Genomic DNA, 25,039 nt, shown 5'->3' on the forward strand with positions numbered 1-25,039 from the left:
CTAGAATTCAAAAAGAAAACAAGAGCTCATAAATGGCGTAATTACGCCGTTTATGGGCTCTTGACTCTTTCGCAACTGTCAAAGACGGGATTATAACGTATCGTTTCGAAAAATACAGCAAAGTTCTAAAAAATAATGCTTGATTTTCAAAAAAGCTAATGGTATACTGGCACAGTTGATTGAGACGAGGTGTGATAATGGTAGTCGGCCAGCCTGGAAAGTTGGTGCCCGTTCTGCGGGTTGTGGGTTCAAGTCCCATCCTCGTCGCTAAGATAAAGAGCCTTGATTTATGTAAGAAACGACATAAATCAAGGCTCTTTTCTTACCTTAATTCACCAAAAAAGGAGCTGTAAGCCCCTTTTAATCAAACTTTCCGGAATACTTGTCAATCTTTCCTTCATCCGCATCCTTAAAGATTTCATCCATGGTTCTCCAACCAAGTACGGCACACTTTACTCTGGCAGGCATGTGGGAAATATCCTCCAGGATTCCGGCTTCTTCCAGCTCTTCCTTTTCCTCCTCCGAAATCTTTCCCCGAATCATGCGCAGAAAGATTTCAGAAAGCCGAAGGGCTTCGTCCTTTGTTTTTCCTATGATTAAATCGCACATAATATCTGCACTGGCCTGAGAAATTGCACAGCCGTCTCCATCAAAGCTGGCTTCGGAAATAACATTATCCTTATCCAACTTTAAATACAAGACGATATCGTCTCCACAGCTGGGGTTCACTCCCTCTAAAGAAAAGCTGGCATCCTCCATCTTATATTTATTGTTCGGACGAATATTATGCTCTGTTAAAATCTCATTATAATAGGTATTACTCCCCATATCCCATCACTCCTCGAATAGTTTTTAACGCCGCCAAAAAGGCATCCACATCTTCCTTAGTATTGTAAAGGCCAAGACTGACTCTGGTGGTACTTGGTGTTCCCAGGAATTTCATCAAAGGCTGAGCACAGTGGTGTCCCGCCCGGACGCAAACCTGATTGGAATTGAAAATGGCTGCAATATCATGGGGATGAACCCCGTCTATAGTAAAGGTTACAATGCCATGATGTCTTTTCGGATCTTTGGAACCTATGATGTGTACATGGGGGATTTTTTCCATTCCCTCCATGAGATAAGCACAGAGCTCCGCCTCTCTTTCCTCAATAAAGGAAAATCCGACTTTATCAAGATAAGAAATCGCCGCTGTAAGACCAACCGCACCGCCAACATTTACCGTACCCGCCTCAAACTTATGAGGAAGCTCTGCCCAGGTGGCGCCTTCCTTGGTCACATATTCAATCATTTCTCCGCCGAAAAGGAAGGGAGGCATCTTTTCCAGAAGCTCCTTCTTTCCGTATACGGCGCCGATTCCCATGGGAGCATAGAGCTTATGGCCGGAAAATACCAAAAAGTCCACATCCAAATCCTGAACATCCACCTTGGTGTGGGGAACGGACTGGGCTCCGTCACAAACAAATACCGCTCCAATTTCATGCGTAAGCTTTGCAAACAGTTTAATGTCCTGAATATTTCCAAGAACATTGGAAACCTGCGCCATGGCCACCAGCTTTACCTTTGGATTTAATACTGCTCGGAAGCTTTCTTCCGTAATAATGCCCTCTTCATTGGGCTCCAGAAAATGAAGCTTTAATCCCTTTTCCTTTGCCAGCTGCTGCCAGGGAATAAAATTACTGTGATGCTCCGAAATCGGGAGCATGATTTCATCTCCCTCCTGCAAAAAGGCTCTGCCATAGGTATAGGCGATAAGGTTCAATCCCTCGGTAGCATTTCTTACAAAGATGATTTCCGCACTTTCCTTCGCATTCAGGAACTTCGCCACAGCTTCCCTCGCCTCTTCATAGGCTTCCGTAGCCTTTAAAGAAAGCTCGTAGAGCCCACGGAGAGGGTTGGCATTTTCCGCATGATAATAATGCTCCATAGCTTCCAAAACCTGCTTTGGCTTTTGGGTAGTTGCCGCATTATCCAAGTAGGCAAAACTTCCTGTTTTGAAAATAGGAAAATCTTCTTTTAATTTTTTCGCCAATTCCTCTCTTGCCAATTCCATTATTCCTCTTCCTTACCCTTTCCTCTGATAGTCTCCTCAATATATGCCTGAATACTCTTATCGGAAATGCTGTGAATAACATTTTCCATTCTGGCTTCCGCCATCAGCTCATAGGTGCTTTCCAAATCCATGCCCCTACTTTGCATATAAAAGACACTGTCCTCGTCCAAACGACCGATGGTAGCACCGTGGTTTCCTTCCACATCATCCTCATCACAAAGAATGACCGGGATGGTCTGGTTTACCACATTGTCATCCATCAAAAGCACATTTTCCTGTTCATTACCGCAGGCACCCTTTGCCCCATGCTTTAGGTCAATAGTGCCGCGGAAAATTTTGAAGGCTTCTCCTCTCAGAACGCCGTCACAGTAAATATGAGACTCGCTCTTCTTTCCGAAATGATTTACCAAAAGGTTGTAGTCCGCTCTCTCCTGCTTCTCCAAGAAGTAGCCAAGATGCATCTCCGCCTCACTGCGGTTTCCTAAAAGATCAGCCCGATAGCCTATATGGGCACTCTTTCCGCAAAGATGAATTGCGCTAAGCTTTACCTTCGAAGATTCCTGAAGCTGCAAAGATAAATCATCATAGCTTTGGAATGCATCACCGAACTTACTCACCAAAATCAGATTCAGCTCTGCATTTTTTTCTAAAATAAACTTTTCCTGTAAATAAGCGGAACCTTCCGCCTTCTCCTCTGATTCTCTATGCAAGAAGAGAGTAAGCTTTGCCCCCTCCTCCAGATAGAAGCAGAAGGAAGAATGCTGGTTCTCTTTACTCTCATAAAGAAAATGCATAATCATGGGAGCCTTGGCTTCACCCTTTTTAATGCGATAGCCGGTGCTTTCACAGCCGTCTTCCTTCGCAAGACCGGCTAATTCCTCTCCCAAACCGCTGACTACTCGAGAGAAGTCTCCCTCTCCTCTAGTGGCCTCTTCTTCTATTTCCGGTGTAAAGGATTGAAATGCTCCCTCAATCTTAATTTTACTTTCATTCATTTTCAGCCAGCGAAATGTAGGAACCGGCATTTTATTGATAATTAATTCTTCTGTACGCACAATTCCTCCTTCCTAGCCGATGGCTCCCACCATCTCCAAACGAATCAGGTTATTCATCTCCACCGCATATTCCAAAGGTAACTCCTTGGAAACGGAGTCCGCAAATCCGCTGACAATCAGAGATTTAGCCTCCTCCTCGGGAATGCCTCGGGACATCAGATAAAATACCGCTTCATCGGAGATTCTTCCAATCTTTGCCTCATGTCCCACATCCGCCTGGTTAGTACGAACATCAATGGCAGGAACCGTATCGGAACGGGACTGATCATCCAGCATCAAAGATTGACAGGATACCGCAGACTTTGCATTTTTCGCCTGATTTTGAATTACCACCGCAGAACGATAGGTGGAAATACCGCCGCTCTTGGAAATAGAACGGGTATTGATATAGGAGCTGGTATCTTTTCCGATATGCACCATCTTGGCACCGGTATCCAGATTCTGCCCTGCTCCCGCAAAGGTTACTCCGGTAAATTCTGCCCTGGCATTATCTCCCTTTAAAATGGTCATAGGATACAGATAGGAAATATGGGAACCGAAGGAACCGGAAACCCATTCCATAATACCGTTTTCTTCCACTCTGGCTCTTTTGGTGTTTAAGTTATACATATTCTTGGACCAGTTCTCAATGGTGGAATAACGAAGCTTGGCATTTTTTCCAACGAAAAGCTCTACACATCCCGCATGGAGGTTTGCCACATTGTACTTCGGTGCGGAACAGCCTTCAATAAAGTGTAACTCCGCTCCCTCATCCACAATGATTAAGGTATGTTCAAACTGTCCTGCTCCCGGTGCATTCAGACGGAAATAGGACTGGAGGGGAATTTCAACATTTACCCCCTTGGGAACATACACGAAGGAACCACCGGACCATACCGCCCCGTGAAGAGCCGCAAACTTATGGTCTGTTGGGGGAACCAGCTTCATAAAATGCTTCTCAATCATTTCCCCGTAAGGACCGTGAAGGGCAGATTCGATATCGGAATAAACCACACCCTTGGCAGCTACCTCCTCCTGCAGGTTATGGTATACAAGCTCAGAGTCATACTGAGCGCCCACACCTGCTAAGCTCTTTCTTTCCGCCTCAGGGATACCAAGCTTTTCAAAGGTATTCTTAATATCCTCGGGAACCTCTTCCCAGTCTGCGGACATCTTGGTTTTCGGCTTAACATAGGTCACAATATTATCCATGTTTAAGTCGGAGATATCCGGTCCCCAATTGGGGATATCTGTTTTATGATAAACTTCCAAGGCCTTTAGGCGAAAATCCCTCATCCACTGAGGATCATTTTTCTTATCCGAAATCTCCTCTACGATTTCCGCTGTTAAGCCCTCTTTGATTTTATAGAAGTCGCTGTCCTTTTCTTCATATCGAAAATCATATAAAGAACGATCAATATCTTGAACTTCTGTTCTTTCCTTTGCCATACTATCCTCTAGCTTTCCAAATAGAAGGATTTATTCCTTCTCCAAAAAAGATTCAAAACCTTCGTTGTTGATTTTATCTACCAGACTTCCGTCTCCCTCAGCCTTCATCACACCGTTAATCACCACATGCGTCTTATCTACTGTCAAGGACTCTAAAATTCTTGTAGAGTGGGTGATAATTAAAAGGGAGCCTTCCATATTCTTCTGATACTCCTTGATCCCTTCGGAAACGGTTCTTACCGCATCCACATCCAGTCCGGAATCTGTCTCATCAAGAATGGCAAGACCGGGTTTTAACATCAGAAGCTGTAAAATCTCCGCCTTCTTTTTCTCTCCACCGGAGAAACCTACATTTAAATCACGCTCTGCATAGCTATGATCCATCCCCAGGATATCCATGGACTTCTTAAGCTCCTTACGAAAATCCCAAAGGCGGATTCTCTTTCCGAAACGCTGTTCCATAGCGGAACGAATGAAGTTTCCGAGGCTTACTCCCGGAACCTCCAAGGGGTTTTGGAAGGAAAGGAAAATTCCTCTCTTAGCTCTCTTATCCACCGCTTCATGGGTAATATCTTCCCCGTCAAAAAGAATCTGTCCGTTGGTAATGCTGTACCGGGGATTTCCCATAAGAGCATTTCCCAAGGTGGACTTTCCTGCTCCGTTAGGCCCCATCAGTACATGGGTTTCACCCTTATTGATGGACAGGTTCACATTCTTTAAAATTCCTTTTTCTTCTACTGAAACGGATAAATCTTTTATCTTTAGTAATTCCGCCATATTCCCTCCAAATATATAAAGACCTTTCTGTCTTATCATTAAGATGCTTGGACTTGCCACCGTAAACCAATCTGTACAAACGATACGGTTCAATTCCCTGATTCTTTAATTCTGAACCAATAACAGCAATTCATAACATCTTCTTGACTATGTTTGGGATTATAAACGAGGCAAAATCATGTGACAATACTATTCCTAGTAATTTTATAGGATTATAAGAAAAAAAACAAAAGAAGAGAAAAAAGCCTGTAATAGCAAGCCTTTGTCTCTTCTTTTGGTTATACAACACTAACTATATTTTAGGAATCTATTCTCTTCAATACTTCCTGATTAATATTAACGTATACTTTTCAAGGCTATCAAGCGAACTCCGGTTTGACAGAAGTCATTTACCAAGACATCGCCTATTCGGATAGGAATAGGTACTCGGAAGCCCTTACAAAATGCCTCCGCCTCTGAAAATTTCTCCTTGGGAATGGCTTTCTCCGTCTTTACCGGAAGAAATTCCTTGGAACCTATCAAGCGAATCTCCGAGAGAAAGCTAGCCTTAGTCTCGGAAATCTCTCTTTCGGCAAAATCCTTCCCTCTTCCACATCCATTGCCTGTGACGGAAATCAATCTGTTTCCTTCGAAGCTTACTTCCAAGGTGCAGCCTTTTCTACAGTTCATACAAGTCATTTTTGTTTCCAAATTGTTCCCTCTTTCCGTAAGTAAAAATCTATTGTCAAAACATTCTTTTCCTTTGATGCCCTTTTCCTTTAATCCTCTTTACCGAAACCGAAGCTTGCTTCCAATGCTTTTTTCCAGCCCCGGACTTTTTCTTCTCTTTTCTCCCGGGTCATCTTGGGGAAGAACTCCATTTCCACATGATGTCTCTCCTCCAGGCTGTCCATGGATTCATAGAGTCCAACAGAAAGTCCCGCAAGATAGGCTGCTCCCAAGGCGGTGGTTTCTATAGAACGGGGACGAATCACGGAGGCCTGCATTAAATCCGCTTGAAACTGCATGAGGAAATTATTACCGGAGGCTCCTCCATCCACCCGAAGACTTCTAAGGCGCTGGCCCATATCCTGCTCCATGGCCAAAAGCAGGTCTCTGCTTTGAAAGGCAATGGACTCCAAGGCGGCCCGGATAATGTGATTTTTATTCACACCTCTGGTAAGACCGGTAATACTTCCCCTGGCAAAGGGGTCCCAGTAGGGCGCGCCCAGTCCGGTAAATGCAGGCACAATATAACAACCGTTGCTGTCCTCCACCTTGGAAGCAAAATATTCCGAATCCTCCGCCTTATCCAACATGTGCAACTCATCTCTTAGCCACTGAATGACCGCTCCACCTACATAAACCGAGCCCTCTAAAGCGTACTGCACCTTCCCGTCAATGCCCCAGGCAATGGTACTCAGCAAGCCGTGTTTTGAAAGAATAGCCTGATTTCCTGTATTCATCAGCATAAAACAGCCTGTACCGTAGGTATTTTTCACATCTCCCTTTTGGAAGCAGCATTGTCCGAAAAGAGCCGCCTGCTGATCTCCAGCCACTCCACAGATAGGAACAGGCCTTCCCAAAAATTCCGAATCCACCTCACCGAAAAAGCCGGAGGAGGGATTCACCTTGGGAAGCATTGCCTTGGGAATTCCAAAGAAGGACAGAAGCTCCTCATCCCATTCCAAGCTGTGAATGTTAAACAGCAGCGTTCTTGAGGCATTAGTATAATCCGTCACAAAACAGTTTCCCTTACTCAGCTTATACATCAGCCAGGTATCCACGGTACCGAAACATAGTTCTCCTGCCTCCGCCCTTTCCTGAGCCCCCTCCACATGGTCTAAAATCCAACGAATTTTCGTGGCGGAAAAATAAGGATCAAAAACCAGACCGGTTTTTTCCCGAATTTTTTCTGAAATCTCCGGATGGGCCTTTTGCGCTTCCTTAATCCATTCCGTAGTTCTTCTGCACTGCCAGACAATAGCTGGATAAATGGCCTGTCCCGTCTTTCTATCCCAAACAATGGTACTTTCCCTTTGATTTGTGATACCGATGGCCAATAAAGCCTCTGAGGGAATTCCGGACTTTTCCAGACATTCTCTTGCTACCGCCAACTGGCTTTGCCAGATTTCATTGGGATGATGCTCCACATAACCGGGTTTAGGGTAATACTGGGGAAACTCTTTTTGAGCCTTGAATATAGACTCTCCCTCTTCGTCAAAAAGGATGGCTCTGGTACTGGTGGTACCCGCATCTAAGGCCATGATATATTTTTTCATTTCATATCCTTTCTATAATTGCCTGATAATTTCTCTTTACTGCAAACTTTCTTTGCCTACCTGGATATTTATTACACTTTATGCTCTTTATTGTTTAACGTTTCCATTTATATACCACGCAAAACATATCTTCTCTAAATTCTTTTTTCCGTAAATTCCGGAATAAAGCTTTCTTTGGCACTTTCTTCCTCTTGCATATAGGCGTTTTGAATTCCTAGCTCTTCAGCATAACGAATCCATTTTTCATACTCTTTTCCGTAGACTCGACGGTCAATCTCCGGGTAAGCCTCAAGATTTCCATAAGGAATGTATTGCCAAAGTAAACTGTATAAAATATTTTCTCCGTACTCTTCATAGGCATATTTTAACACTTTTTTTGCCTGATACACCTGATTCGGCAGGAGCAAATGTCGAAGAATCACACCTTTTTGTAAAAGCCCCTCCTTATATTCAAGTTCGGGACACTGGCGTATACACTCCGCCAGAGCTTCCTTTGCCCTCATCGGGTAGTCCTTTGCCTTGGAATAGCGTAAAGCCGTGTCTTCCTTTATATATTTAAAATCAAAAAGATAAATATCGATAAGCCCTTCGCAGCTTGCCAATACCTCACTACTTTGATAACCGGAGCAGTTCCAGACAAAAGGCAAGCTAAAGCCTCTTTTCTTAGCCAAGCCAATCGCTTCTAAAATCCCCGGAAGATAATGCTCTCCCGTAACCAGATTAATATTATGACAGCCCAGCTTTTCCAAGCTCAGAAAATGCTGATAAAGCTCTTCAACAGAAACCACCTCCCCGATTTCTCCCCGAGAAAGCCTTTGGTTTTGGCAAAAAACACAGGACAGACTGCAATAAGAAAAGAAAATGGTTCCGCTTCCCTTGCTTCCGGAAATACAGGGTTCCTCCCAAAAATGAGGAGCTGCTCTACCGATATGCATGACACTTCCCGCATGACAAAATCCCCGCTCACCTTTAAAGCGATTCACCTTACATTCCCTTGGGCAAAGTCTACAGGAAGCATAGGAAAGAATACTTTGCTTCTCTCCGCCCTGAACCGTATTGGATTTTTCTTCCTGTACTATATTAGTTTTTTCTTCCCGTGCTATCTTAGGTTTTTCTTCCCGTACTATCTGAGATTTCTCTCCTTGTATTATATTAGATTTCTCTTCCTGAATTTCATCTATTTCCTGTATTTGCGACATTTTCGATACGTTATCCTCATTTTTCCCGCTTATTCTATTTAAGTCCGGCTTGTAAGCCCTCTAAAAAGCTGATACAATTCCTTTGATTTCACAATAATTTATCAGAATAAAGGAGTGTATTATGGCAAATCCTATTGTACGCATTACGATGGACAGTGGCAAGGTGATTCGTTTGGAACTGTATCCTGAAACTGCTCCCATTACCGTAGAGAACTTTTTAGACCTGGTAAAGAAGGGCTTTTATAACGGGCTGACCTTCCACCGCATCATTTCCGGCTTTATGATTCAGGGCGGGGATCCTGATGGAAACGGTATGGGCGGTCCCGGACACAGCATTAAGGGGGAGTTTAAGAGCAACGGTGTAGACAATCCTTTAAAGCATGAAAAGGGAGTTATCTCTATGGCTCGTTCCATGGATCCAAACTCTGCTGGCTCCCAGTTCTTTATCATGCATGAAGCCGCTCCCCACCTGGATGGACAGTATGCCGCATTCGGAAAGGTAATCGAAGGCTTGGATGTAGTGGACGAAATTGCTTCTGTAGAAACCGGTTTTCAGGATGCTCCTGTAGAAAAGGTAATCATGGAAAAGGTAGAAGTAGAAGCCTAAAAAAAATCCCCCTCTCCTAAGAGAGGGGGGAACTATGGCTATAAGCCGGGTTATGTTAAAAATGGTCATCTATCTAGGACTTATGTCGCCATAAGCCTCAAGCGGTTTACCCGAGGGCAGGCGAGCCACCTTATGCCCTCTGTTTAACCTTGCTTCGGATGGGGTTTACATAGCATTTCCTGTTACCAGGAAACCGGTGGTCTCTTACACCCCCTTTTCACCCTTACCGGAAACCGGCGGTTCTTTTCTGTTGCACTTTCCTGTGAGTCACCTCAACCTGACGTTATCAGGCATCCTGCTCTATGAAGCCCGGACTTTCCTCTCCTGCACTTGGCAGCAGCGACCATTCACCTTAGTTCCGTTAAAGTCTAGCTTATGAAATTCTTTTTTGTCAAGAAAATCCATTTTCCTTAATACATTTTCCTCAATACAAATGTTGCAAATATTCCCCGGTTTCCCGGTTATACAGCATTTCTTCTTTCATGTTTCTATATTGCAAAGGACTTACTCCAATTTTCTGCCGAAAAATCTTGGAAAAGCTTAAAGGGTCGTGATAGCCCACCATATAGGCAATCTCCGCTATGGACTTTCCTGTTCTCCGAAGCATGGCTTTGGCATTTTGCATCCGGATATAAAGTAGATATTCCTTGGGAGAGTAGCCGGTATCCTTTTTAAAACTGTTAAAAAGATGGGCTCTATGTATTCCCATTTCCTTGGCTAAAGCAGTAATGGAGATATCTTCATGATAATGCTCATCCAGATAAGCTCTCACTCTGGCACTGTGACTGCCTAAATCCTTTAAAGGGCCTCCCCAATGCATTTCTTCCTGCTTTCCCCTGAGAAGGTTGGCAAAAAACAAATGCATATAGGCACTTCTGGATAATTGCTCTTCAATGGTATAATCCTGTTTTTGCAGAATTTTATTAATATACAATAATAGATTATCCATCTGATGCACGATCCCCACCGGTTTTTCCTTGCTAAAACCGGCTTCGGTAAAAAAACTGTCCGCATCCACTCCCCTCACACCAATCCAAAAGTATGACCAGGGATCCGTTAAATCCGCCTCATACCAAGCTTCCATGTGGGGATATAAAAGAAACGCATTCCCCTTGGATAAATGATAGTATTCTCCGTTAACGAATAATGTCCCTACACCGGAATAGACCACATGCAAAAGATACAAATTTCGCTTATTTGGTCCATAACGATGCCCCGGAACACAACGTTCTTTTCCGCAATACATCAGCTGTAGGTCGGAAGCCTTATTTTCTGCATCCTGGAAATTGTAATAGCGTTGCTCTTCTCCCAAAAAACAACCAAAGGGATCTTTCACAAAATCTATCGTTTGTTTTTCCATCTCAGTAAAAAGAGAGGGAGACCGGAATGAAGAAAAGAAAAGGGTTCTTCTCTTTGCTATTCTCCATAGACTCTCCTCTCTCTACCTCCTATATTAATTTTTCTTTCTACCTAAGACTTGGCATCAATCTTGAAAAGGATGGAGGCAAAGTCTCCTCCCTTTCTGCTTAAATCATCTCTGGAAATAGGAATGCCCACTTCCATAAGCTCACTTCCGTATGCCAGATAATCCAAGCTCTTCTTTTCCAAATTAAAGGAAGCATGTAAAACAGGATTTTCCAGTCTTTCCAAGCAAGGGCTTAAATCCGCCTGTACTCTATATAGACGATTCTCCTCCAAGCCCTTTAACTTAAAGCGAATCCAAGAAGCATTCACATGATTTAAGGTCTGGAAATACATAGCCAGAGCTTGATCCTTCTTAGGAGATACCACCATAAAGGCAGTTTCATTTCCCTTAAAGGGAGAAAGAAGGCGGTAAAAATCTCCGTCAATCTGAATCAGCTTTCGATACTCCTTCATAAACTGAATCTGCTTCTTTACCTCTTCAATTTCCTTCTCCGGAAGAAGATTTAAATCCAGCTCATAGCCAAAGGTTCCAAAGTAAGCCATATTGGCTCTGGTTTCCAATGGGGTATTTCTGTAAAGCTGCTGATTGGGCACTTGAGAAACATGGGAACCAATGCTGACAATAGGGTAGGCAATGGAGGTTCCGTACTGAATCTTTGCTCTCTCCGCCGCATCAGAGTCATCACTGCACCAGGTCTGGGGAGCATAATACATCAGTCCCGCATCATATCTGGCTCCCCCGCTGGCGCAGGATTCAAAAAGCACATCAGGGAACTCCGTAGTCAGGCGATGATACAAATCATAGACTCCAAGAATATATCTATGCATCATCTCTCCCTGTCTCTCCGCATTCAATGCAGCGGAATAAGGCTCGGACATATAGCGGTTCATATCCCACTTAATATAGGAAATGGAGGATTCTCTTAGAATCTTTGCCATCTTTCCGTAAATATAGTCTACAACCTCTTTTCTGGAATAATCCAATACATGCTGGTGTCTGGCATGGCTTGGAAAACGTCCGGGAGTAGCAATCATCCAATCCGGATGAGCCCGGTACAAGTCAGAATCCATATTGACCATTTCCACTTCAAACCAAAGACCGAACTTTAGTCCCAAAGCCTCTACCTTCTTAGACAGACCCGCAATGCCCTGAGGAAGCTTTTCTAAGTTAGCATCCCAGTCTCCAAGGCCTCTGTAATCATCATTTCTCTTTCCAAACCATCCATCATCCAATACGAAAAGTTCCGCTCCCACTTCCTTTGCCTTCTTAGCAATGTGAAGAATCTTCTCCTCATTAAAGTCAAAGAAGGTAGCTTCCCAGTTATTTAAAAGAATCGGACGTTCCTGATTCTTGTATTTTCCGTGCATAAGGCGGTTTTTAAAGAAACGGTGATAAACCTGACTTAAACCGTTCAAGCCATCCTCGGAATAGGCCATCACCACCTCCGGGCTTTGGAAGGACTCACCCTCTGAAAGGCAGTAGGAAAAGTTCTGGGGATTAATTCCCAGCATCACTCTGGTCATATCGAAGGTGGATACCTCTACTTGAGAAAGGAAGTTTCCACTATAAACCAGGTTAAAGCCGTAAACCTTTCCCTGATCCTCGTTGGCATCCGGGCGAAGCAGGGCAATAAAGGGGTTATGCTCCGCACCGGAACAGGTACCGTTTAAACTTTGAATACTTTGAATACCCATTTCCAATTTTCTGCTTTTCACATAACGTTCTCTTCCCCAAGCTCCTGCCAGGTGAAGCATGGTAAAGTCCTTATCTAAGAACTCTACACTCATACTAAGAGCTGCCTCTAAGTGGATTTTTTCTGCTCCCATTTGGGTAAAACAAACATTTCGGCAAAGCACCGGATAATCTCTATAAAGGGTATATTCCAGACGAAGCTCTGTCTCACTGACAGCATCCACCAAGAAAATATCCAAGGTCAAAGCCTCATCATCCTCTTCCACATAAGACATAGGTAAGGGCAGGTAGCTTGGCTTTCCCTTCTTAATCTCATAGCCCCGGTAACGGAAGTCGGATACCCTACTACCATTTTCCTGCAAAATGGAAAAGGCGGGGCTACGATAATCTCCCGTTCCGTAGGAAGGATATTCCTGGGAGCTGTAATGCATAGAAAGTGAGCCCGGTTCCGGAATACAAATGCTCATCTGAGAACGCTGAGCCTCTTCATGGAGGGAGGAAAACCCTTCTCTATCATGGATTCTCTTTCCATAATACAAATGCTCCAGCTGCTCATTTTCCATTACCCGCATAAGATAGGAAATCTTCTCGTTATATAAGTGAAAAACTCTTTCTTTTTCATGAAAAACTATATCAAAATGCATTCTACGCCTCCATTCCTACAGCTTTCCGCCACTGGTAGCAATTCCTTCAATAAACTGCTTTTGGAACAAAATATACAAGATAATCATAGGAACACAGGCAATTAAAGAAGCCGCCATCAGTTCCGGGAATTTCACCACATACTGCCCCTGCATCTTTGCTAAAGCAGAGGATAAAACCAACATATCCTTATCCGTATTTACAATCATGGGCCACATCAAATCCTTATAGGCAAAGAGGGCTGTGAAAATTCCAAGTGCCACCATGGAAGAACGCATCAAAGGCATCATCACGAAAAGAAAGGTTTGTCCGATATTACAGCCATCCAGTCTGGCCGCCTCCTCCAGGTCCTTGGGCAGTCCCATAAAGCCCTGTCTTAAAAGGAAGGTTCCAAAGGCGGTAACCAGTCCCGGGAAAACCAGTGCAAAAATCGTATTTAACATTCCCATCTTGGAAACCATCAAATACTGCGGAATCAAAAAGACCTGATTAGGCACCATCATTTGGAATAAAACCAGGGAAAATGCCAGGTCTCTTCCCGGAAAACGGAGTCTGGCAAAGGCATAGCCCGCCATAGTTGCCGTTACCACCGCACAAAGCACTCTAAAGAAAATCAAAAGCAGGGTATTTCTATAGAGCAGAAGAAAATTCATATTGGCAATAACCGCCTTGAAGGCATCTGTTCGCCAAACCTTCGGGAAGATAATAAAAGGATTCACGGAGGTTGCCTCTGTAGTACTCTTAAAGGCTGTCAGTACCATCCAGAAAAAGGGAACCAACATGGTAATGGAAATCAATACCAGGGCAAGATGCACGACAAAACTACTGATTTTTCTATTTCTCTCTAAGCTATCCATAGGTACTCCTTTCTTAATTATAGTAAACCCACTTCTTCTGCCCGATCATCTGTAACACAGTAACCAGTAAAGTCAGAAGGAGGAGCACCACCACAATGGTTGAACCATAACCGATGTTTTTGTTTACAAAAGAATACCTATAGAAAAGATATACCAAAGACTGGGTTTTTCCCAGTGCCGGGTTAGTGTTATCAATAACCATATAAATCAAGTCAAATACCTGTAAGCTGGCAATGACTCTGGTTACCAAAACAAAGAAAATTGTGGGAGAAAGTAAAGGCAGGGTAATGTTAAAGAAGCTGGAAATACCGGTTGCCCCGTCAATCTCCGCCGCCTCATAATAATCTCCGGGAATTTCCTGTAATCCCGCAAGGAAAAGCACCATGTTATATCCCAAAATAGACCAAATACCGATTACCGCAATACTGTAAACGGCAATACTTGGGCTGCTTACCCAGTTAATTTTGCTATGAAAAATATGATTTAACAAACCGAAGTCGGAATTATAGAGCCAACGCCAAACCATGGCAATAGCAGCAGGAGCCGCCACCATGGGAAGGAAGATAATGGTTCTATACACCGATCTCCCTTTAATTTTCTTATTTAACAGCACTGCCAAAACCAGGGAAATAGCTATGGAGAAGGGGACTTCCACAATCGCATAACGCACCGTATTCAACAGGGCCTGCCAGATTTCCTTATCTGCAAAAACCTTCTGGTAATTTTGCAAGCCAACAAAAATATTTCCTCTACCAAAGTCTCCCGTCTTAAAGAAGCTTTGATAAATGGTGTTGATAATCGGTATAATATTTAAAACCACCAAGCCGATTATCGTTGGCAGGATAAATAACCAGCCCCAGATAAATTCGTTTTTCTCTCTACTGGTAAACGAAAATCCTTTCTTTTTCTCTTCCGCCATAGCTACTCCTTTTCTACTAAATACCGGACTTCAAAGTTTGTTTTTGCAACATTTTATTTCCTTGCCTTATTTAGCGTTTTGAAAGCTTTCAAAAGCGCCGTGATAAATGCCGTAATAAATGCTGTTGTGAATGCTATTAAGAACGCTTTTTGAAAAGTTTTGATAAATACTGTTTTAAATGCTGTTTCGCTCATTTTTATATTTACTTAGCATGCTCTTCAGCAAGCTTCTCATTCATCTGCGCCGCCATCTTTTTACAAGCTTCCTCCATCGTCAGCTCTCCGGTATATACCTTGGTAACCAACTCTGTATTGGCATCCTCCCAGCTTACTGTACTTCTGGAGAAAGGAAGAATCTCCATATCCTCCATCATATTAAGATATGCCTGTAAATTAAAGGGAGCACTTTTTGCCCATGCTTCGGAAGTTCCCTTGTAAGCGGACATGGTAATACCAAGCTCTGCCTGTTTTCTCTGGGCCTTTTCGGAACCCATGTATTCAATCAACTTCCAAGCCTCGTCCTTATGCTTTGTATTGGCTGCAGCAGCCCATCCTAAACCGTTATAAATGGATACTCTTCTTCCGGTCACTTTATCCTTGGGAAGCTCTACGCAATCCGCATTGGCCAAGCTGAAATCATTCTTCTTATGTGCCGCAATCATCCAGGAGCCCTGGGTAATCATGGCTACTTTTCCGGACTGGAACAAAACGTCTTCAGAGTTTTCGGACATGGTCTCAGCGGAAGGAATCAGATCTTCCTTAATCCAGGTCTCCAAAATCTGCATGGCTTCAATACTCTTCGGATCATCATAACCGGATTTTGTCTTGTCATCATTCAGAATATATCCGCCTCTGTCCAAAATCATATTATAATAGCCTGCCTGATCATTGTTTGGCCTTAAGCAAAAACCATACTGAGAACCATCCGGCTTCTTTAACTTTCTGGCAGCTTCCGTCAAGTCATCCCAGGTCCAGTCTGCTGTAGGATAAGCAAGGCCTGCCTCATCAAACATCTTCTTATTGTACCAAAGAGCAATGGTATCAATGTCCTTTGGCACCGCATAGTCCTTGCCCTCATAACCGTAAAGACTCCAGATGTCTGTTGGGTAATTCTCCTTTTTAATTACTTCAGAATTCTTAATGTAATCCGTCAAATCCAAAAGCATGCCGTTACTCATGTACCGCTCCGACTCATTGGAATGCATCCAGAAAACATCCGGTAAAGAGCCACCCTGCGCGGCAGCCTCCATAGCAGTCCAGTAATCCGCCCAGCGTACAACGGTAATCTTCGTTTTAATTCCTGTTTCCTTCGTGAAATCTGCCATGATTTCTTCCAGTCCGGGCTCCTGATTGGTATCCCAGATGGATACGGAGAGAGTTACGTCCGAATTGTTTTCTCCCTCTGCTTTCGCAGTTTCCTTTGCGCTCTCCTGAGCTGTTGTTCCGGAGCCCTCCGAAGAATTCCCTCCGGAATTATCCGTCTTCTGTCCGCAGGCCATCAAGCCTAAAAGGCTTAAGCCCATTGTCAATGCGTACTTCCTTAACATACTTGCCTCCTTTTAAAAAAATTGAAAGGTAAGCAAACAGGCATTCCCGAGGATAGCTCTTGGAAATTTTAGAAAAAGAGGCTGTAAAAAAAGAATTCATCTTTCGTCCCTTCTTTTTTCACAACCCCTCTTCTATACACAATCGACCCTGGTACTTTTCTTTTAAACGAGTATCGCACACTACGCGTGCGATACTCGTTAAGAATCAAATTACTTCTGCTCTTCTGCAAGCTTTTCATTCATTTGTTCTGCCATCTGCTTACATGCTTCTTCCATGGTAAGCTCTCCGGTATAAACCTTGGTGATGATTTCATTATCTGCATTTTCCCAGCTTACAGTACTTCTGGAATAAGGACGAATTACCATGTCATCCATCATGTTCAGATAAGCCTGCAGGTTAAAGTTTGCACTCTTTACCCATGCATCGGAGGTTCCCTTGTAAGCGGACATGGTTACTCCAAGTTCAGCCTGCTTCTTCTGTGCCGGCTCAGATCCCAAATACTCAATCAGCTTCCATGCTTCTTCTGTGTGCTTACCGTTCTTTGCGGCAGCCCATCCTAAACCGTTGTATAAGGAAACTCTCTTACCTGTTTTAGCGTCCTTGGGAAGCTCTACAATATCGGCATTCTGCGCTGTGTACTCATTAGCCTTATAGCTGGCAATCATCCAAGAGCCCTGAGGAACCATAGCTACCTTTCCGGACTGGAATAATACTTCCTCTCCGTTCTCGGACATAGTCTCAGCGGATGGCATCAAGCCTTCTTTAATCCAAGTATCTAAAATATTCATTCCTTCGATGGTCTTTGGATCATCCCATCCGGACTTCTTCTTATCATCACTGATAACATATCCGCCCTTATCATAAATCAGGTTATAATATCCTGCCTGATTGTTATCCATCTTCACTGCCAAACCGTACTGAGATCCGTCAGACTTTGTCAGCTTTCTTGCGGTTTCTGTTAAATCATCCCAAGTCCAGTCGGAAGTAGGATAAGGAACCCCTGCCTCGTCGAAAAGCTTTTTATTGTACCAAATGGCAATAGTATCAACGTCCTTAGGAACTGCATAATAATGGTCATTATAGGTATAAAGTCCCCAGATATCCCCCGGATAGTTCTCTACTTTAATCTTATCGGAAGCCTTAATCTTATCTGTCAAATCCAAGAGCATATCATTACTCATATAACGCTCTGATTCATTAGAGTGCATCCAGAAAACATCCGGTAAAGATCCTCCCTGTGCTCCTGCCTCCAACATAGTCCAGTACTCATTCCACTTTACAACGGAAATCTTGGTCTTGATTCCGGTCTCCTTAGTGAAATCATCTAAAATCTCCTTAAGTCCCGGTTCCTGGTTGGTATCCCAAATTGCAACGGAAAGCTCGTCAGAGGAAGCTCCCTGCTCACCGCTTCCGCTTGCTGTACTCTCGGAAGAAGAGCTCTTGCTTCCGCCGCAAGCAACCAATCCCAGAGCCATAAGCCCCATCACTACTGATACCGCTAAACTTCTTTTTTTCATCTTTTCCTCCTAAAGCGCAAGAGCCTCCGCACAAAAACCTTCCCGGAATCAGCTTCAAAAAAGCATACCCAAATCGGTTTCGAAAAAATCTTTCTTCTCCAGCTTCGCTCTTGAAAACAATATTCTACCCCATATTATACTTCCGGCAGGAAAATATAATATGGAAAAATGTTGTGATAATACAGAAAAATGTTATGGGATTCTGTCATATTCTTTGCTACTGTCACAGCAAAGAATTTTCTTCTTTATCGGCAAGATGGAAGGCCCGTTCATGGACAATTTATCCACTCCCAGATGAAGAAAGAAAGCGGTGAAATCCGGGTCAGCAGCAAATTCTCCGCAGACTCCCACCGATATTCCCGCCTGCTTTCCCTTTTCCGCCACTTCTTTGATGGCTCTCAGAATAGCAGGATGCTTTTTATGATAAAAACTGTGTACCATGGCATTTTGTCTGTCTATCGCCAAAAGATACTGGGATAAGTCATTGGTACCGATAGAGAAAAAATCAAGCTCTTTGGCCAAGTCTTCTGCTATAAAGACTGCAGCAGGAGTTTCAATCATCACCCCTAAGGGTATTCTTTCCGCCATAGGAACCCCTTGTTTTTCAAGTTCTGTCCTGCATTTGTGAAATAAGGCTTTGCTTTCTCTGACTTCTTCCAAACTACTGATCATCGGAAGCATTACCGAAAGCTTACCGTAGGCAGAAGCCCGCAATAAGGCTCTGATTTGTGTACAGAACATTTCCTTTTCCGTAAGGCAAAATCGAATCCCCCGAAGACCTAGAGCAGGATTTTCCTCCTTTGCACCGGCATGATAGGAAAGAATCTTATCCGCTCCCAAATCACAGGTTCGAATAATGACTTCTCTTCCTTTCATTTCCTCCAAGATTTCCCGATAGCTTTGAAACTGTGTTTCCTCGGAAGGAAGCTTGCCTTCCTCTAAAAATAAAAATTCCGTACGATACAGACCGATTCCTTCAGCACCGGATTTTAGCAGCTTTTTGGCATCTACCGGAGACGACATATTGCCATATAATTTTATGTGCTTTCCGTCCAAACTAACACATTCCTCATCTCTCAGTTTTTCAAGCTCTTGCCGTTCTTCTTTCTTTTTTTCCATAAGCTCCCGGTAATAAGCCAGCACTTCCTCCGTAGGAGAAAAATAAGCCACCGCTTTTTCACCATCAATAATACAGTATTCTCCGTCTTCTATTCCCCTCAGCCCTTTACATTGTACCAAAGCCGGGATTCCCAAGGATGCCGCCAGAATCGCCGTATGACTTTGTAAGGATCCCTTCTCCGTAATAAATCCCAACAGCTTATCTTTCGGAAAACGAATGGTGTCCGATGGCCCAAGGTCCTCTGCCAATAAAACACAAGGCTCTTCCTTGGTTGCGACTTCCTTTCCGCTTAAAATAGAAAGCATCAAGTTCAGAATATCCTGCATATCCTCCGCACGTTCCCGAAAATATGGATCCTCCATACGCCGAAAAAGCTTTTCCTGTTTAGTAAAGGCTTTTTTCACCGCATATTCCATGGTATGACCCTTTTGTACCAAGCTAAATACACTGTTTTGCAGAATTTCATCGGAAAGCATCAACGCATGAACCGAAAATATCTTTGCATCCTCATTCTGCATTTCCAAAAGAGCCTTTTGATAAAATTCCTCTTCCTTCGCTATTGACTTTAAAAAGGCTTCTTTTCCCCTCCTTTTTTCCTCCTCTATACCTTCTCCGGATTTTTTCAGGTAGGAAAATTGAAGCTTCCTTTTAAAATGTACCGGTCCCATGGCAATGCCTGAAAAGGCGGAAAGTCCTTCCAGTATCTTCATAAACTTTCCTCTTTAGACAAAGGAGGTTTTCAACCACAAAAATCCATGGGCAGGAAGAACAAGGTCTCTTGCTTTACAGGACTTTCCGGAAAGTAGATCCACATAATCCTCCACTTCGGACACATAGGCCACCTGCTCGGATCTGGCAAAGTTGTAGAAGCAAAGAATCTTTTCTCCTTCATAATATCTTCCAAAGGCAAGGACATGGATGTTCTTTGTATCAATTATCCAAGTATCCGCCATGGTTGAAAATGCTTTATGCTTTCTTCTTAAATCCTCTAGCTCCTTCAAACCGGTGAAAATCTTTTCTTCTATACTGCCCTTTTTCTTTCTCTTCTCCGCCTTTTCCCATGGGAAATTTCCACGATGAAGATAACGGGAATCCACTTTTTTAATATCATCCTCATGATAGCTGTAGTCATTTTCCTGTCCAATCTCATCTCCGGAATAAAGTACCGGTATACCGGACTGACTCAGCAAAAAGGCATGGAGCATTAAGTCAAGCTGCAAAGCCTCTTTGATTTTATGCTCATCCTTTTCATAGGCAGCCGCTTCCAATCCGCAAAGAGATGCGGTGGTACCGCAGAGTCTGGCATCTCCCCGTACCGGATCATCATTATACAGCTCTCCTCTTGCATCGGAATCCTCCGTAAAGCCTCTGAAATAAGCATTTAAAAAGGCTTTATGCGGAATCTCCGTAATGGAAAACTGCTCCAGGAAAGCGTAGTCCAGTCCCCAACCGATATCATCATGACAACGAAGGTAATTCAGAAATACCATGTCCTTCGGAAGGGCAAAGACCTGTCCCAGCTGATGCTGCATCAAACGGGTATCCTGGGTAGCTACGGTATGCCAGGTAGATGCCATAGTGGTAACATTATACAGCATGTGACACTGGGGCTTCTCCAGACTTCCAAAGTAAGGAACTACCTTTTGAGGCTCCATTACCACTTCTCCCAAAAGCAATACACCGGGAGCCACTATTTCCATCGCCATACGGAAGATGCGAACTAATGTATGTACCTCCGGAAGGTTTCGACAGTTTGTACCCAGCTTTTTCCAAATATAAGGAACCGCATCCAGGCGGAAAACATCCGCTCCCTGATTACACAGGAAGAGCATATTTTCCAACATATCATTTAAAACCGTAGGATTCCCATAGTTCAAATCCCACTGATACGGATAAAAGGTAGTCATAACAACCTTTTTCGCTTCTTCACAATAGGTGAAATTACCGGGAGCGGACTCCGGAAAAACCTGAGGAACTGTACGTTCAAATTCATTGGGAAGCCCCCAGTCATTAAACATAAAGAAACGATCCTGAAATTCTTGTTCGCCGTTCTTGGCACGTTTTACCCACTCATGTTCCTCGGAGCAATGGTTCATGACAAAATCCAAACAAACACTGATTCCTTCTTCATGGCAGACAGAACATAAACTCTTAAGATCATCCATAGTTCCCAATTCCGGTTGAACCTTGTGGAAATTGGATACCGCATACCCCCCGTCAGACTTTTCCTTTGGACTCTCCAGAATAGGCATCAAATGCATATAATTAAAGCCACATTCCTTAAGGTAAGGAATCCTTTTTTCCACGCCCTTTAAGTCTTTTCCGAAGCAATTGGTATATAAAAGAACTCCGATAAGGTTGTTTCCTTTAAACCACTGGGGCTTTCTCATTCTTTCTTGGTCTAATGCTCTAAGCTCAGGAGACCGTTCTCTGGCATATTTATCCAAAAGAGAAAGAAAATATTGAAAGGATTGTTCATTGCTTCTATACAGCTCATAATATAGCCATTTCAACTCATCCATATGGGTAGCCAGACGGTTCTGATAAGCCGTAATATAGTCATCCTGAACTTCCTCTACCGTATTCGTTACCTTCGTTTTCACTGCATTGGGCTCCAATGCTCTCAGCCTCTTTTCGGTGCATTCTTCTATCTTCATCTTATCTGTTTTATGCTCTTTGCTACCCGTTTCCTTTTTCTTCCCCATACTGATATCCCTTTCTATTATAGCTTTTCTAGAAGGTAAAGACTTGACCTCTCCAAGCGCTCATCTTCCAAGATGCCTGAAAAACTAACTCTTTTCTTCTTTGGAACATTTTCCTCATTATACCCTAAAGCAAAATAAGCAACAAGGAAAAGTGAAACAGAGGATACACTTTGTTTCTATTTAATAAAATAAAATATTCAACTTATACAAAAAGCATGGATAATCAAAAGAAAAAGGGAATAGACATTGCATTTTTGTCAAGCATTCTATACACTGAAGGGAAAAGAAATTGTAGAGTTTTCTGCATTCCATCATAAGCAAGGAAGCCGAAATTATATTCGGGTTTCTTGTTCAGAATTAAAGCGAGGTAAATATATGTATTACGGATCCCTAGAAGCCGGTGGAACTAAGATGATTTGTGCCGTTTGCGAGGAGAACGGAAAGATTATTGAGCAGGTTTCCATTCCCACCTTAAGCCCGGAGGAGACCATTCCTAAAATTATCGATTATTTTAAGGATAAAGACATTGTCGCCCTGGGTGTAGCCTGCTTCGGTCCCATCGATTTGCATAAAGATTCCAAAACCTATGGCTATATTACCAGTACCCCAAAGCTCAAGTGGCAGAACTATCCTCTGATTCCTACTTTACAAAAGGCTTTATCCATTCCCATGGGCTTTGATACGGATGTAAACGGTTCTCTTCTGGGAGAGATTTCCTTCGGTTCCAGTAAGGGGCTGGAAAATGCCATTTACATTACCATCGGTACCGGAATCGGCGGCGGCGTTATCAGTAATGGAAAATTACTGCACGGTATGTTACACCCGGAGCTCGGACATATGCTCTTGGTTCCCCATCCGAAGGATTCCTTTGCGGGAAACTGCCCCTTCCACAAGAATTGTTTTGAAGGTATGGCCTCAGGCCCTGCTCTTGAAAAAAGATACGGAAAGAAAGGCATTGAACTGGTAAATCAAAAAGAAGTATGGGAAATTGAGGCATACTACATCGGTCAGGCTCTATGTAATCTGATCTTAACCCTCAGTCCGGAGAGAATTATTCTGGGAGGCGGCGTAATGCATCAGGAACAGCTCTTTCCTTTAATTCGTAAAGAAGTAGCCGCCCAGTTAAATGACTATCTGAAAACCAAAGAATTAGCAGATTTAGACCATTATATCGTCCCTGCCAGCTTAAACGACAATCAGGGTATACTGGGTTGTTTACAGCTTGCCATCGATGCAAAGAAAGAAAGTAGCTTGAATTTAAAATAACAACATAGGGAAGTTTAGAACAATGAATGCGCAAAATGAAGCAATACCAGAAAGCAAAAAAAACAACAGCAGGAAAGAGAAAAATCAAAGCAGATTAGCAAAGCTTGAAAAAGTAAAGGAGACCTATAAAAACGGTTTAAAATGGATTCTGCTGGGTATTCTTACCGGTGCTGTTGTAGGCAGTATTTCCGCCTTCTTTGCCCATGGTATCGTACTGGCTTCCGCATTCCGGGTAAAGCACCCCCAGCTTCTTTTTGCCCTCCCCTTTGCCGGACTTCTTTTGGTCTTCGCATACAGCATTCTGTCTGACAAAAACAAAAAGGGTACCAATCTGGTGATTGAGTCGGTGCGAAGAGGAGAAAAGTTGCCGGTGGAAATGGCTCCTCTGATTATTTTCAGCACTGTGCTTTCCCATCTCTTCGGCGCTTCCGTAGGTCGGGAAGGTGCCGCTTTACAAGTAGGGGGCTCTCTAGGCTCCAGTATCGGCAGAGTTTTACATCTTTCTGAGAAAGAGCAAAGAAGAATTATGATGTGCGGAATGAGTGCAGCTTTTTCCGGGCTCTTCGGTACCCCGATAGCGGCCGCTATCTTTGCCATAGAGCTCTGCACCGTAGGCAGTATTTACTATACCGCCTTACTCCCCTGTACCGTTTCAGCCTTAACAGCCCATTTTTTTGCGGAAAAGGTCATTCATGCGGAGGAACCGAATCTTGCCCTTTCTCTGATGGCGGAAATGGATTGGTCCTCCGCCCTATATACTCTTCTGCTGGCTATTGCCGCCGCTTTGGTAAGTATAGTATTTGTCTCCTGCGCCCATAAAGCAAAGGATTTATTTAGCAAATACTTTCCAAATCCTTATCTACGTATTTTTGTAAGCGGAGCCATCGTTCTCCTTGCCACTTTGGCGCTAAACACCAATATCTATAACGGAACCGGTATTCAGCTGATTACGCAAACGATTCATGAACCCGGAACAAAGATTTTTCTCTTTGCCTTTTTCTTGAAAATTCTCTTTACTTCCGTTTCTCTTGGGGGCGGATTTCAGGGTGGAGAGATTGTTCCTTCCTTGTTTATAGGAGCAACGCTGGGCAATGCATTAAGCCGATTTTTGCCATTGGACCCTTCTCTATGTGCGGCACTGGGAATGACTGCCCTCTTCTGCGGCGTCACCAACTGTCCTCTGACCGCCTTACTCATCAGCTTTGAGCTATTCGGCTTCCAGGCCTCTTCCTACTTCCTTTTAGCCATAGCCATCAGTTATCTTTTCTCAGGGAATTACGGACTTTATCACAGCCAAAAAATACTCTTTTCCAAAACAGAGGAAGAAGAAATAAATGAGCATACCCATTAGGTATGCTCATTTATTTTCTTAACGAGTTTCCTTCGCAGTGCGCGAGGTATCTCATTTAGCCTTTTTTAAAACGGTTTGCCAAGCCCTTATCCTCCGGCTTAACCCGCAGATTAGTAACTTTCTCTTCTTCCCCCGGCCTTTGAATCTTTAATTCCAGAATGGTTCCTTCCGGTAAGCCCTTACCAAATTCTATTTGTAGGAACTTAGCTACCTTGGGGTGGTTTGCCTGAAAATCATCCAAATCTCTACTAAACTGCATTAACTCCATGGGATTCATGTCATTTCTCCTTTTCTTGATAATTCAAATTACTTCTCCACTACTCGATAAGCATCCAACATGACAAGCACTCTTCTTTGCATAATGCTTTCAATGCTATCATTACTTTATGCTGTTTTGATTTATGTTAGCCTAGGCTAATATTTTCTAAAAGAGCATAGCCTAAGTTCCTTTTTCTGACAAGTATTATTTTGCCTCTCTTAGCTTTATTGTCCCCTTGATCGTCTTTCCTTTCCCTTTCCGACTATTCTATACCTTAGGCTATATCTTCATAATATGCTTTATTTTGCTTCCATAGTCTCTTTATGCTATACTGCTTCGGTGTATTTTAAAAAGAATA

20 protein-coding genes, 1 tRNA gene and 1 other RNA gene are annotated in these 25,039 nt (G+C 43.3%); 4 read left to right on the forward strand and 18 right to left on the reverse strand.

The genetic code is table 11. The features are described from left to right. The first annotated feature begins 183 nt into the window (after positions 1 to 183). Positions 184 to 267 (forward strand) — tRNA-Ser (locus HNQ46_RS11120). 93 nt (positions 268 to 360) lie between these two features. Here the strand turns inward: HNQ46_RS11120 and sufU are convergent. The 8 genes from sufU to HNQ46_RS11160 all read right to left on the reverse strand — a co-directional run bounded on the left by sufU (position 361) and on the right by HNQ46_RS11160 (position 8,773). Further along, positions 361 to 828 carry a Fe-S cluster assembly sulfur transfer protein SufU gene (gene sufU, locus HNQ46_RS11125; RefSeq protein ID WP_183684752.1) on the reverse strand — a complete coding sequence of 156 codons (468 nt, stop codon included), beginning with the start codon at positions 826 to 828 and terminating at the stop codon, positions 361 to 363. Beyond that, complete coding sequence (locus tag HNQ46_RS11130; protein WP_183684753.1) at positions 818 to 2,053, reverse strand: aminotransferase class V-fold PLP-dependent enzyme; 1,236 nt, start codon at positions 2,051 to 2,053, stop codon at positions 818 to 820. The genes sufU and HNQ46_RS11130 overlap by 11 nt, the downstream gene beginning before the upstream one ends. Further along, positions 2,053 to 3,108: a SufD family Fe-S cluster assembly protein gene (locus HNQ46_RS11135; protein WP_183684754.1), complete on the reverse strand. Its 1,056-nt coding sequence runs from the start codon at positions 3,106 to 3,108 to the stop codon at positions 2,053 to 2,055. The genes HNQ46_RS11130 and HNQ46_RS11135 overlap by 1 nt, the downstream gene beginning before the upstream one ends. A gap of 12 nt (positions 3,109 to 3,120) precedes the next feature. Next, entirely contained in the window at positions 3,121 to 4,536 is a 1,416-nt protein-coding gene (gene sufB / locus HNQ46_RS11140) for a Fe-S cluster assembly protein SufB (RefSeq protein ID WP_183684755.1), read from the reverse strand. A gap of 30 nt (positions 4,537 to 4,566) precedes the next feature. Beyond that, the gene (sufC, locus tag HNQ46_RS11145; RefSeq protein WP_183684756.1) at positions 4,567 to 5,313 is read right to left on the reverse strand and encodes a Fe-S cluster assembly ATPase SufC; all 747 of its coding nucleotides are present in this window, start codon (positions 5,311 to 5,313) and stop codon (positions 4,567 to 4,569) included. Between the two features lie 336 nt (positions 5,314 to 5,649). Beyond that, positions 5,650 to 6,003 (reverse strand): DUF1667 domain-containing protein, encoded by a 354-nt coding sequence (locus HNQ46_RS11150; protein WP_243155929.1) that lies wholly within the window; start codon positions 6,001 to 6,003, stop codon positions 5,650 to 5,652. A 68-nt stretch (positions 6,004 to 6,071) separates the two neighbouring features. Beyond that, entirely contained in the window at positions 6,072 to 7,574 is a 1,503-nt protein-coding gene (gene glpK / locus HNQ46_RS11155) for a glycerol kinase GlpK (protein ID WP_183684757.1), read from the reverse strand. Between the two features lie 134 nt (positions 7,575 to 7,708). Next, entirely contained in the window at positions 7,709 to 8,773 is a 1,065-nt protein-coding gene (locus HNQ46_RS11160) for a radical SAM protein (protein ID WP_183684758.1), read from the reverse strand. A gap of 121 nt (positions 8,774 to 8,894) precedes the next feature. Between HNQ46_RS11160 and HNQ46_RS11165 the strand changes: the two genes are divergently transcribed. Beyond that, complete coding sequence (locus HNQ46_RS11165) at positions 8,895 to 9,380, forward strand: peptidylprolyl isomerase (RefSeq protein WP_183684759.1); 486 nt, start codon at positions 8,895 to 8,897, stop codon at positions 9,378 to 9,380. Between the two features lie 25 nt (positions 9,381 to 9,405). Here HNQ46_RS11165 and rnpB read toward each other — a convergent pair. From rnpB to HNQ46_RS11210, 9 genes are all read right to left on the reverse strand, one after another. Beyond that, positions 9,406 to 9,739, reverse strand: an RNA gene (rnpB, locus tag HNQ46_RS11170) — RNase P RNA component class A. A 65-nt stretch (positions 9,740 to 9,804) separates the two neighbouring features. Next, positions 9,805 to 10,692, reverse strand: a complete 888-nt coding sequence (locus HNQ46_RS11175) for an AraC family transcriptional regulator (protein ID WP_243155930.1) — start codon at positions 10,690 to 10,692, stop codon at positions 9,805 to 9,807. A 158-nt stretch (positions 10,693 to 10,850) separates the two neighbouring features. Continuing rightward, a complete protein-coding gene (locus HNQ46_RS11180) occupies positions 10,851 to 13,142 on the reverse strand; it encodes an alpha-galactosidase (RefSeq protein ID WP_183684761.1) in 2,292 nt (763 codons plus the stop codon). 15 nt (positions 13,143 to 13,157) lie between these two features. Next, positions 13,158 to 13,997, reverse strand: coding sequence for a carbohydrate ABC transporter permease (locus tag HNQ46_RS11185; RefSeq protein WP_183684762.1), 840 nt, complete (start codon positions 13,995 to 13,997; stop codon positions 13,158 to 13,160). 13 nt (positions 13,998 to 14,010) lie between these two features. Next, positions 14,011 to 14,916, reverse strand: a complete 906-nt coding sequence (locus HNQ46_RS11190) for a carbohydrate ABC transporter permease (RefSeq protein WP_183684763.1) — start codon at positions 14,914 to 14,916, stop codon at positions 14,011 to 14,013. 202 nt (positions 14,917 to 15,118) lie between these two features. Next, a complete protein-coding gene (locus HNQ46_RS11195; protein ID WP_183684764.1) occupies positions 15,119 to 16,462 on the reverse strand; it encodes an ABC transporter substrate-binding protein in 1,344 nt (447 codons plus the stop codon). Between the two features lie 210 nt (positions 16,463 to 16,672). Continuing rightward, positions 16,673 to 17,980: an ABC transporter substrate-binding protein gene (locus HNQ46_RS11200; RefSeq protein ID WP_183684765.1), complete on the reverse strand. Its 1,308-nt coding sequence runs from the start codon at positions 17,978 to 17,980 to the stop codon at positions 16,673 to 16,675. 192 nt (positions 17,981 to 18,172) lie between these two features. Continuing rightward, on the reverse strand, positions 18,173 to 19,810 hold the full coding sequence (ptsP, locus tag HNQ46_RS11205) for a phosphoenolpyruvate--protein phosphotransferase (RefSeq protein ID WP_183684766.1): 1,638 nt from the start codon (positions 19,808 to 19,810) through the stop codon (positions 18,173 to 18,175). 12 nt (positions 19,811 to 19,822) lie between these two features. Next, on the reverse strand, positions 19,823 to 21,805 hold the full coding sequence (locus tag HNQ46_RS11210) for an alpha-amylase family glycosyl hydrolase (protein ID WP_183684767.1): 1,983 nt from the start codon (positions 21,803 to 21,805) through the stop codon (positions 19,823 to 19,825). A 375-nt stretch (positions 21,806 to 22,180) separates the two neighbouring features. Between HNQ46_RS11210 and HNQ46_RS11215 the strand changes: the two genes are divergently transcribed. Further along, positions 22,181 to 23,071 (forward strand): ROK family protein, encoded by an 891-nt coding sequence (locus tag HNQ46_RS11215; protein ID WP_183684768.1) that lies wholly within the window; start codon positions 22,181 to 22,183, stop codon positions 23,069 to 23,071. A gap of 22 nt (positions 23,072 to 23,093) precedes the next feature. Further along, a complete protein-coding gene (locus HNQ46_RS11220; RefSeq protein WP_183684769.1) occupies positions 23,094 to 24,422 on the forward strand; it encodes a chloride channel protein in 1,329 nt (442 codons plus the stop codon). A gap of 55 nt (positions 24,423 to 24,477) precedes the next feature. On the opposite strand, the gene HNQ46_RS11225 is transcribed toward HNQ46_RS11220, so the two are convergent. Next, positions 24,478 to 24,699: a hypothetical protein gene (locus HNQ46_RS11225; RefSeq protein WP_183684770.1), complete on the reverse strand. Its 222-nt coding sequence runs from the start codon at positions 24,697 to 24,699 to the stop codon at positions 24,478 to 24,480. Positions 24,700 to 25,039: the final 340 nt, after the last annotated feature.

The organism is Oribacterium sinus (genome assembly GCF_014202695.1).
In the GTDB taxonomy this organism is placed as follows: Bacteria; Bacillota; Clostridia; order Lachnospirales; family Lachnospiraceae; genus Oribacterium; species Oribacterium sinus.

Coding starts and splice junctions, on each gene's coding strand:
- HNQ46_RS11200 (WP_183684765.1), bottom strand. CDS start 17,980: ATGAAAAAAAGAAGTTTAGCGGTATCAGTAGTGATGGGGCTTATGGCT.
- glpK (WP_183684757.1), bottom strand. CDS start 7,574: ATGAAAAAATATATCATGGCCTTAGATGCGGGTACCACCAGTACCAGA.
- HNQ46_RS11160 (WP_183684758.1), bottom strand. CDS start 8,773: ATGTCGCAAATACAGGAAATAGATGAAATTCAGGAAGAGAAATCTAAT.
- HNQ46_RS11215 (WP_183684768.1), top strand. CDS start 22,181: ATGTATTACGGATCCCTAGAAGCCGGTGGAACTAAGATGATTTGTGCC.
- sufC (WP_183684756.1), bottom strand. CDS start 5,313: ATGGCGGAATTACTAAAGATAAAAGATTTATCCGTTTCAGTAGAAGAA.
- sufU (WP_183684752.1), bottom strand. CDS start 828: ATGGGGAGTAATACCTATTATAATGAGATTTTAACAGAGCATAATATT.
- ptsP (WP_183684766.1), bottom strand. CDS start 19,810: ATGAAGATACTGGAAGGACTTTCCGCCTTTTCAGGCATTGCCATGGGA.
- HNQ46_RS11225 (WP_183684770.1), bottom strand. CDS start 24,699: ATGAATCCCATGGAGTTAATGCAGTTTAGTAGAGATTTGGATGATTTT.
- HNQ46_RS11195 (WP_183684764.1), bottom strand. CDS start 16,462: ATGTTAAGGAAGTACGCATTGACAATGGGCTTAAGCCTTTTAGGCTTG.
- HNQ46_RS11190 (WP_183684763.1), bottom strand. CDS start 14,916: ATGGCGGAAGAGAAAAAGAAAGGATTTTCGTTTACCAGTAGAGAGAAA.
- HNQ46_RS11220 (WP_183684769.1), top strand. CDS start 23,094: ATGAATGCGCAAAATGAAGCAATACCAGAAAGCAAAAAAAACAACAGC.
- sufB (WP_183684755.1), bottom strand. CDS start 4,536: ATGGCAAAGGAAAGAACAGAAGTTCAAGATATTGATCGTTCTTTATAT.
- HNQ46_RS11130 (WP_183684753.1), bottom strand. CDS start 2,053: ATGGAATTGGCAAGAGAGGAATTGGCGAAAAAATTAAAAGAAGATTTT.
- HNQ46_RS11185 (WP_183684762.1), bottom strand. CDS start 13,997: ATGGATAGCTTAGAGAGAAATAGAAAAATCAGTAGTTTTGTCGTGCAT.
- HNQ46_RS11165 (WP_183684759.1), top strand. CDS start 8,895: ATGGCAAATCCTATTGTACGCATTACGATGGACAGTGGCAAGGTGATT.
- HNQ46_RS11210 (WP_183684767.1), bottom strand. CDS start 21,805: ATGGGGAAGAAAAAGGAAACGGGTAGCAAAGAGCATAAAACAGATAAG.
- HNQ46_RS11180 (WP_183684761.1), bottom strand. CDS start 13,142: ATGCATTTTGATATAGTTTTTCATGAAAAAGAAAGAGTTTTTCACTTA.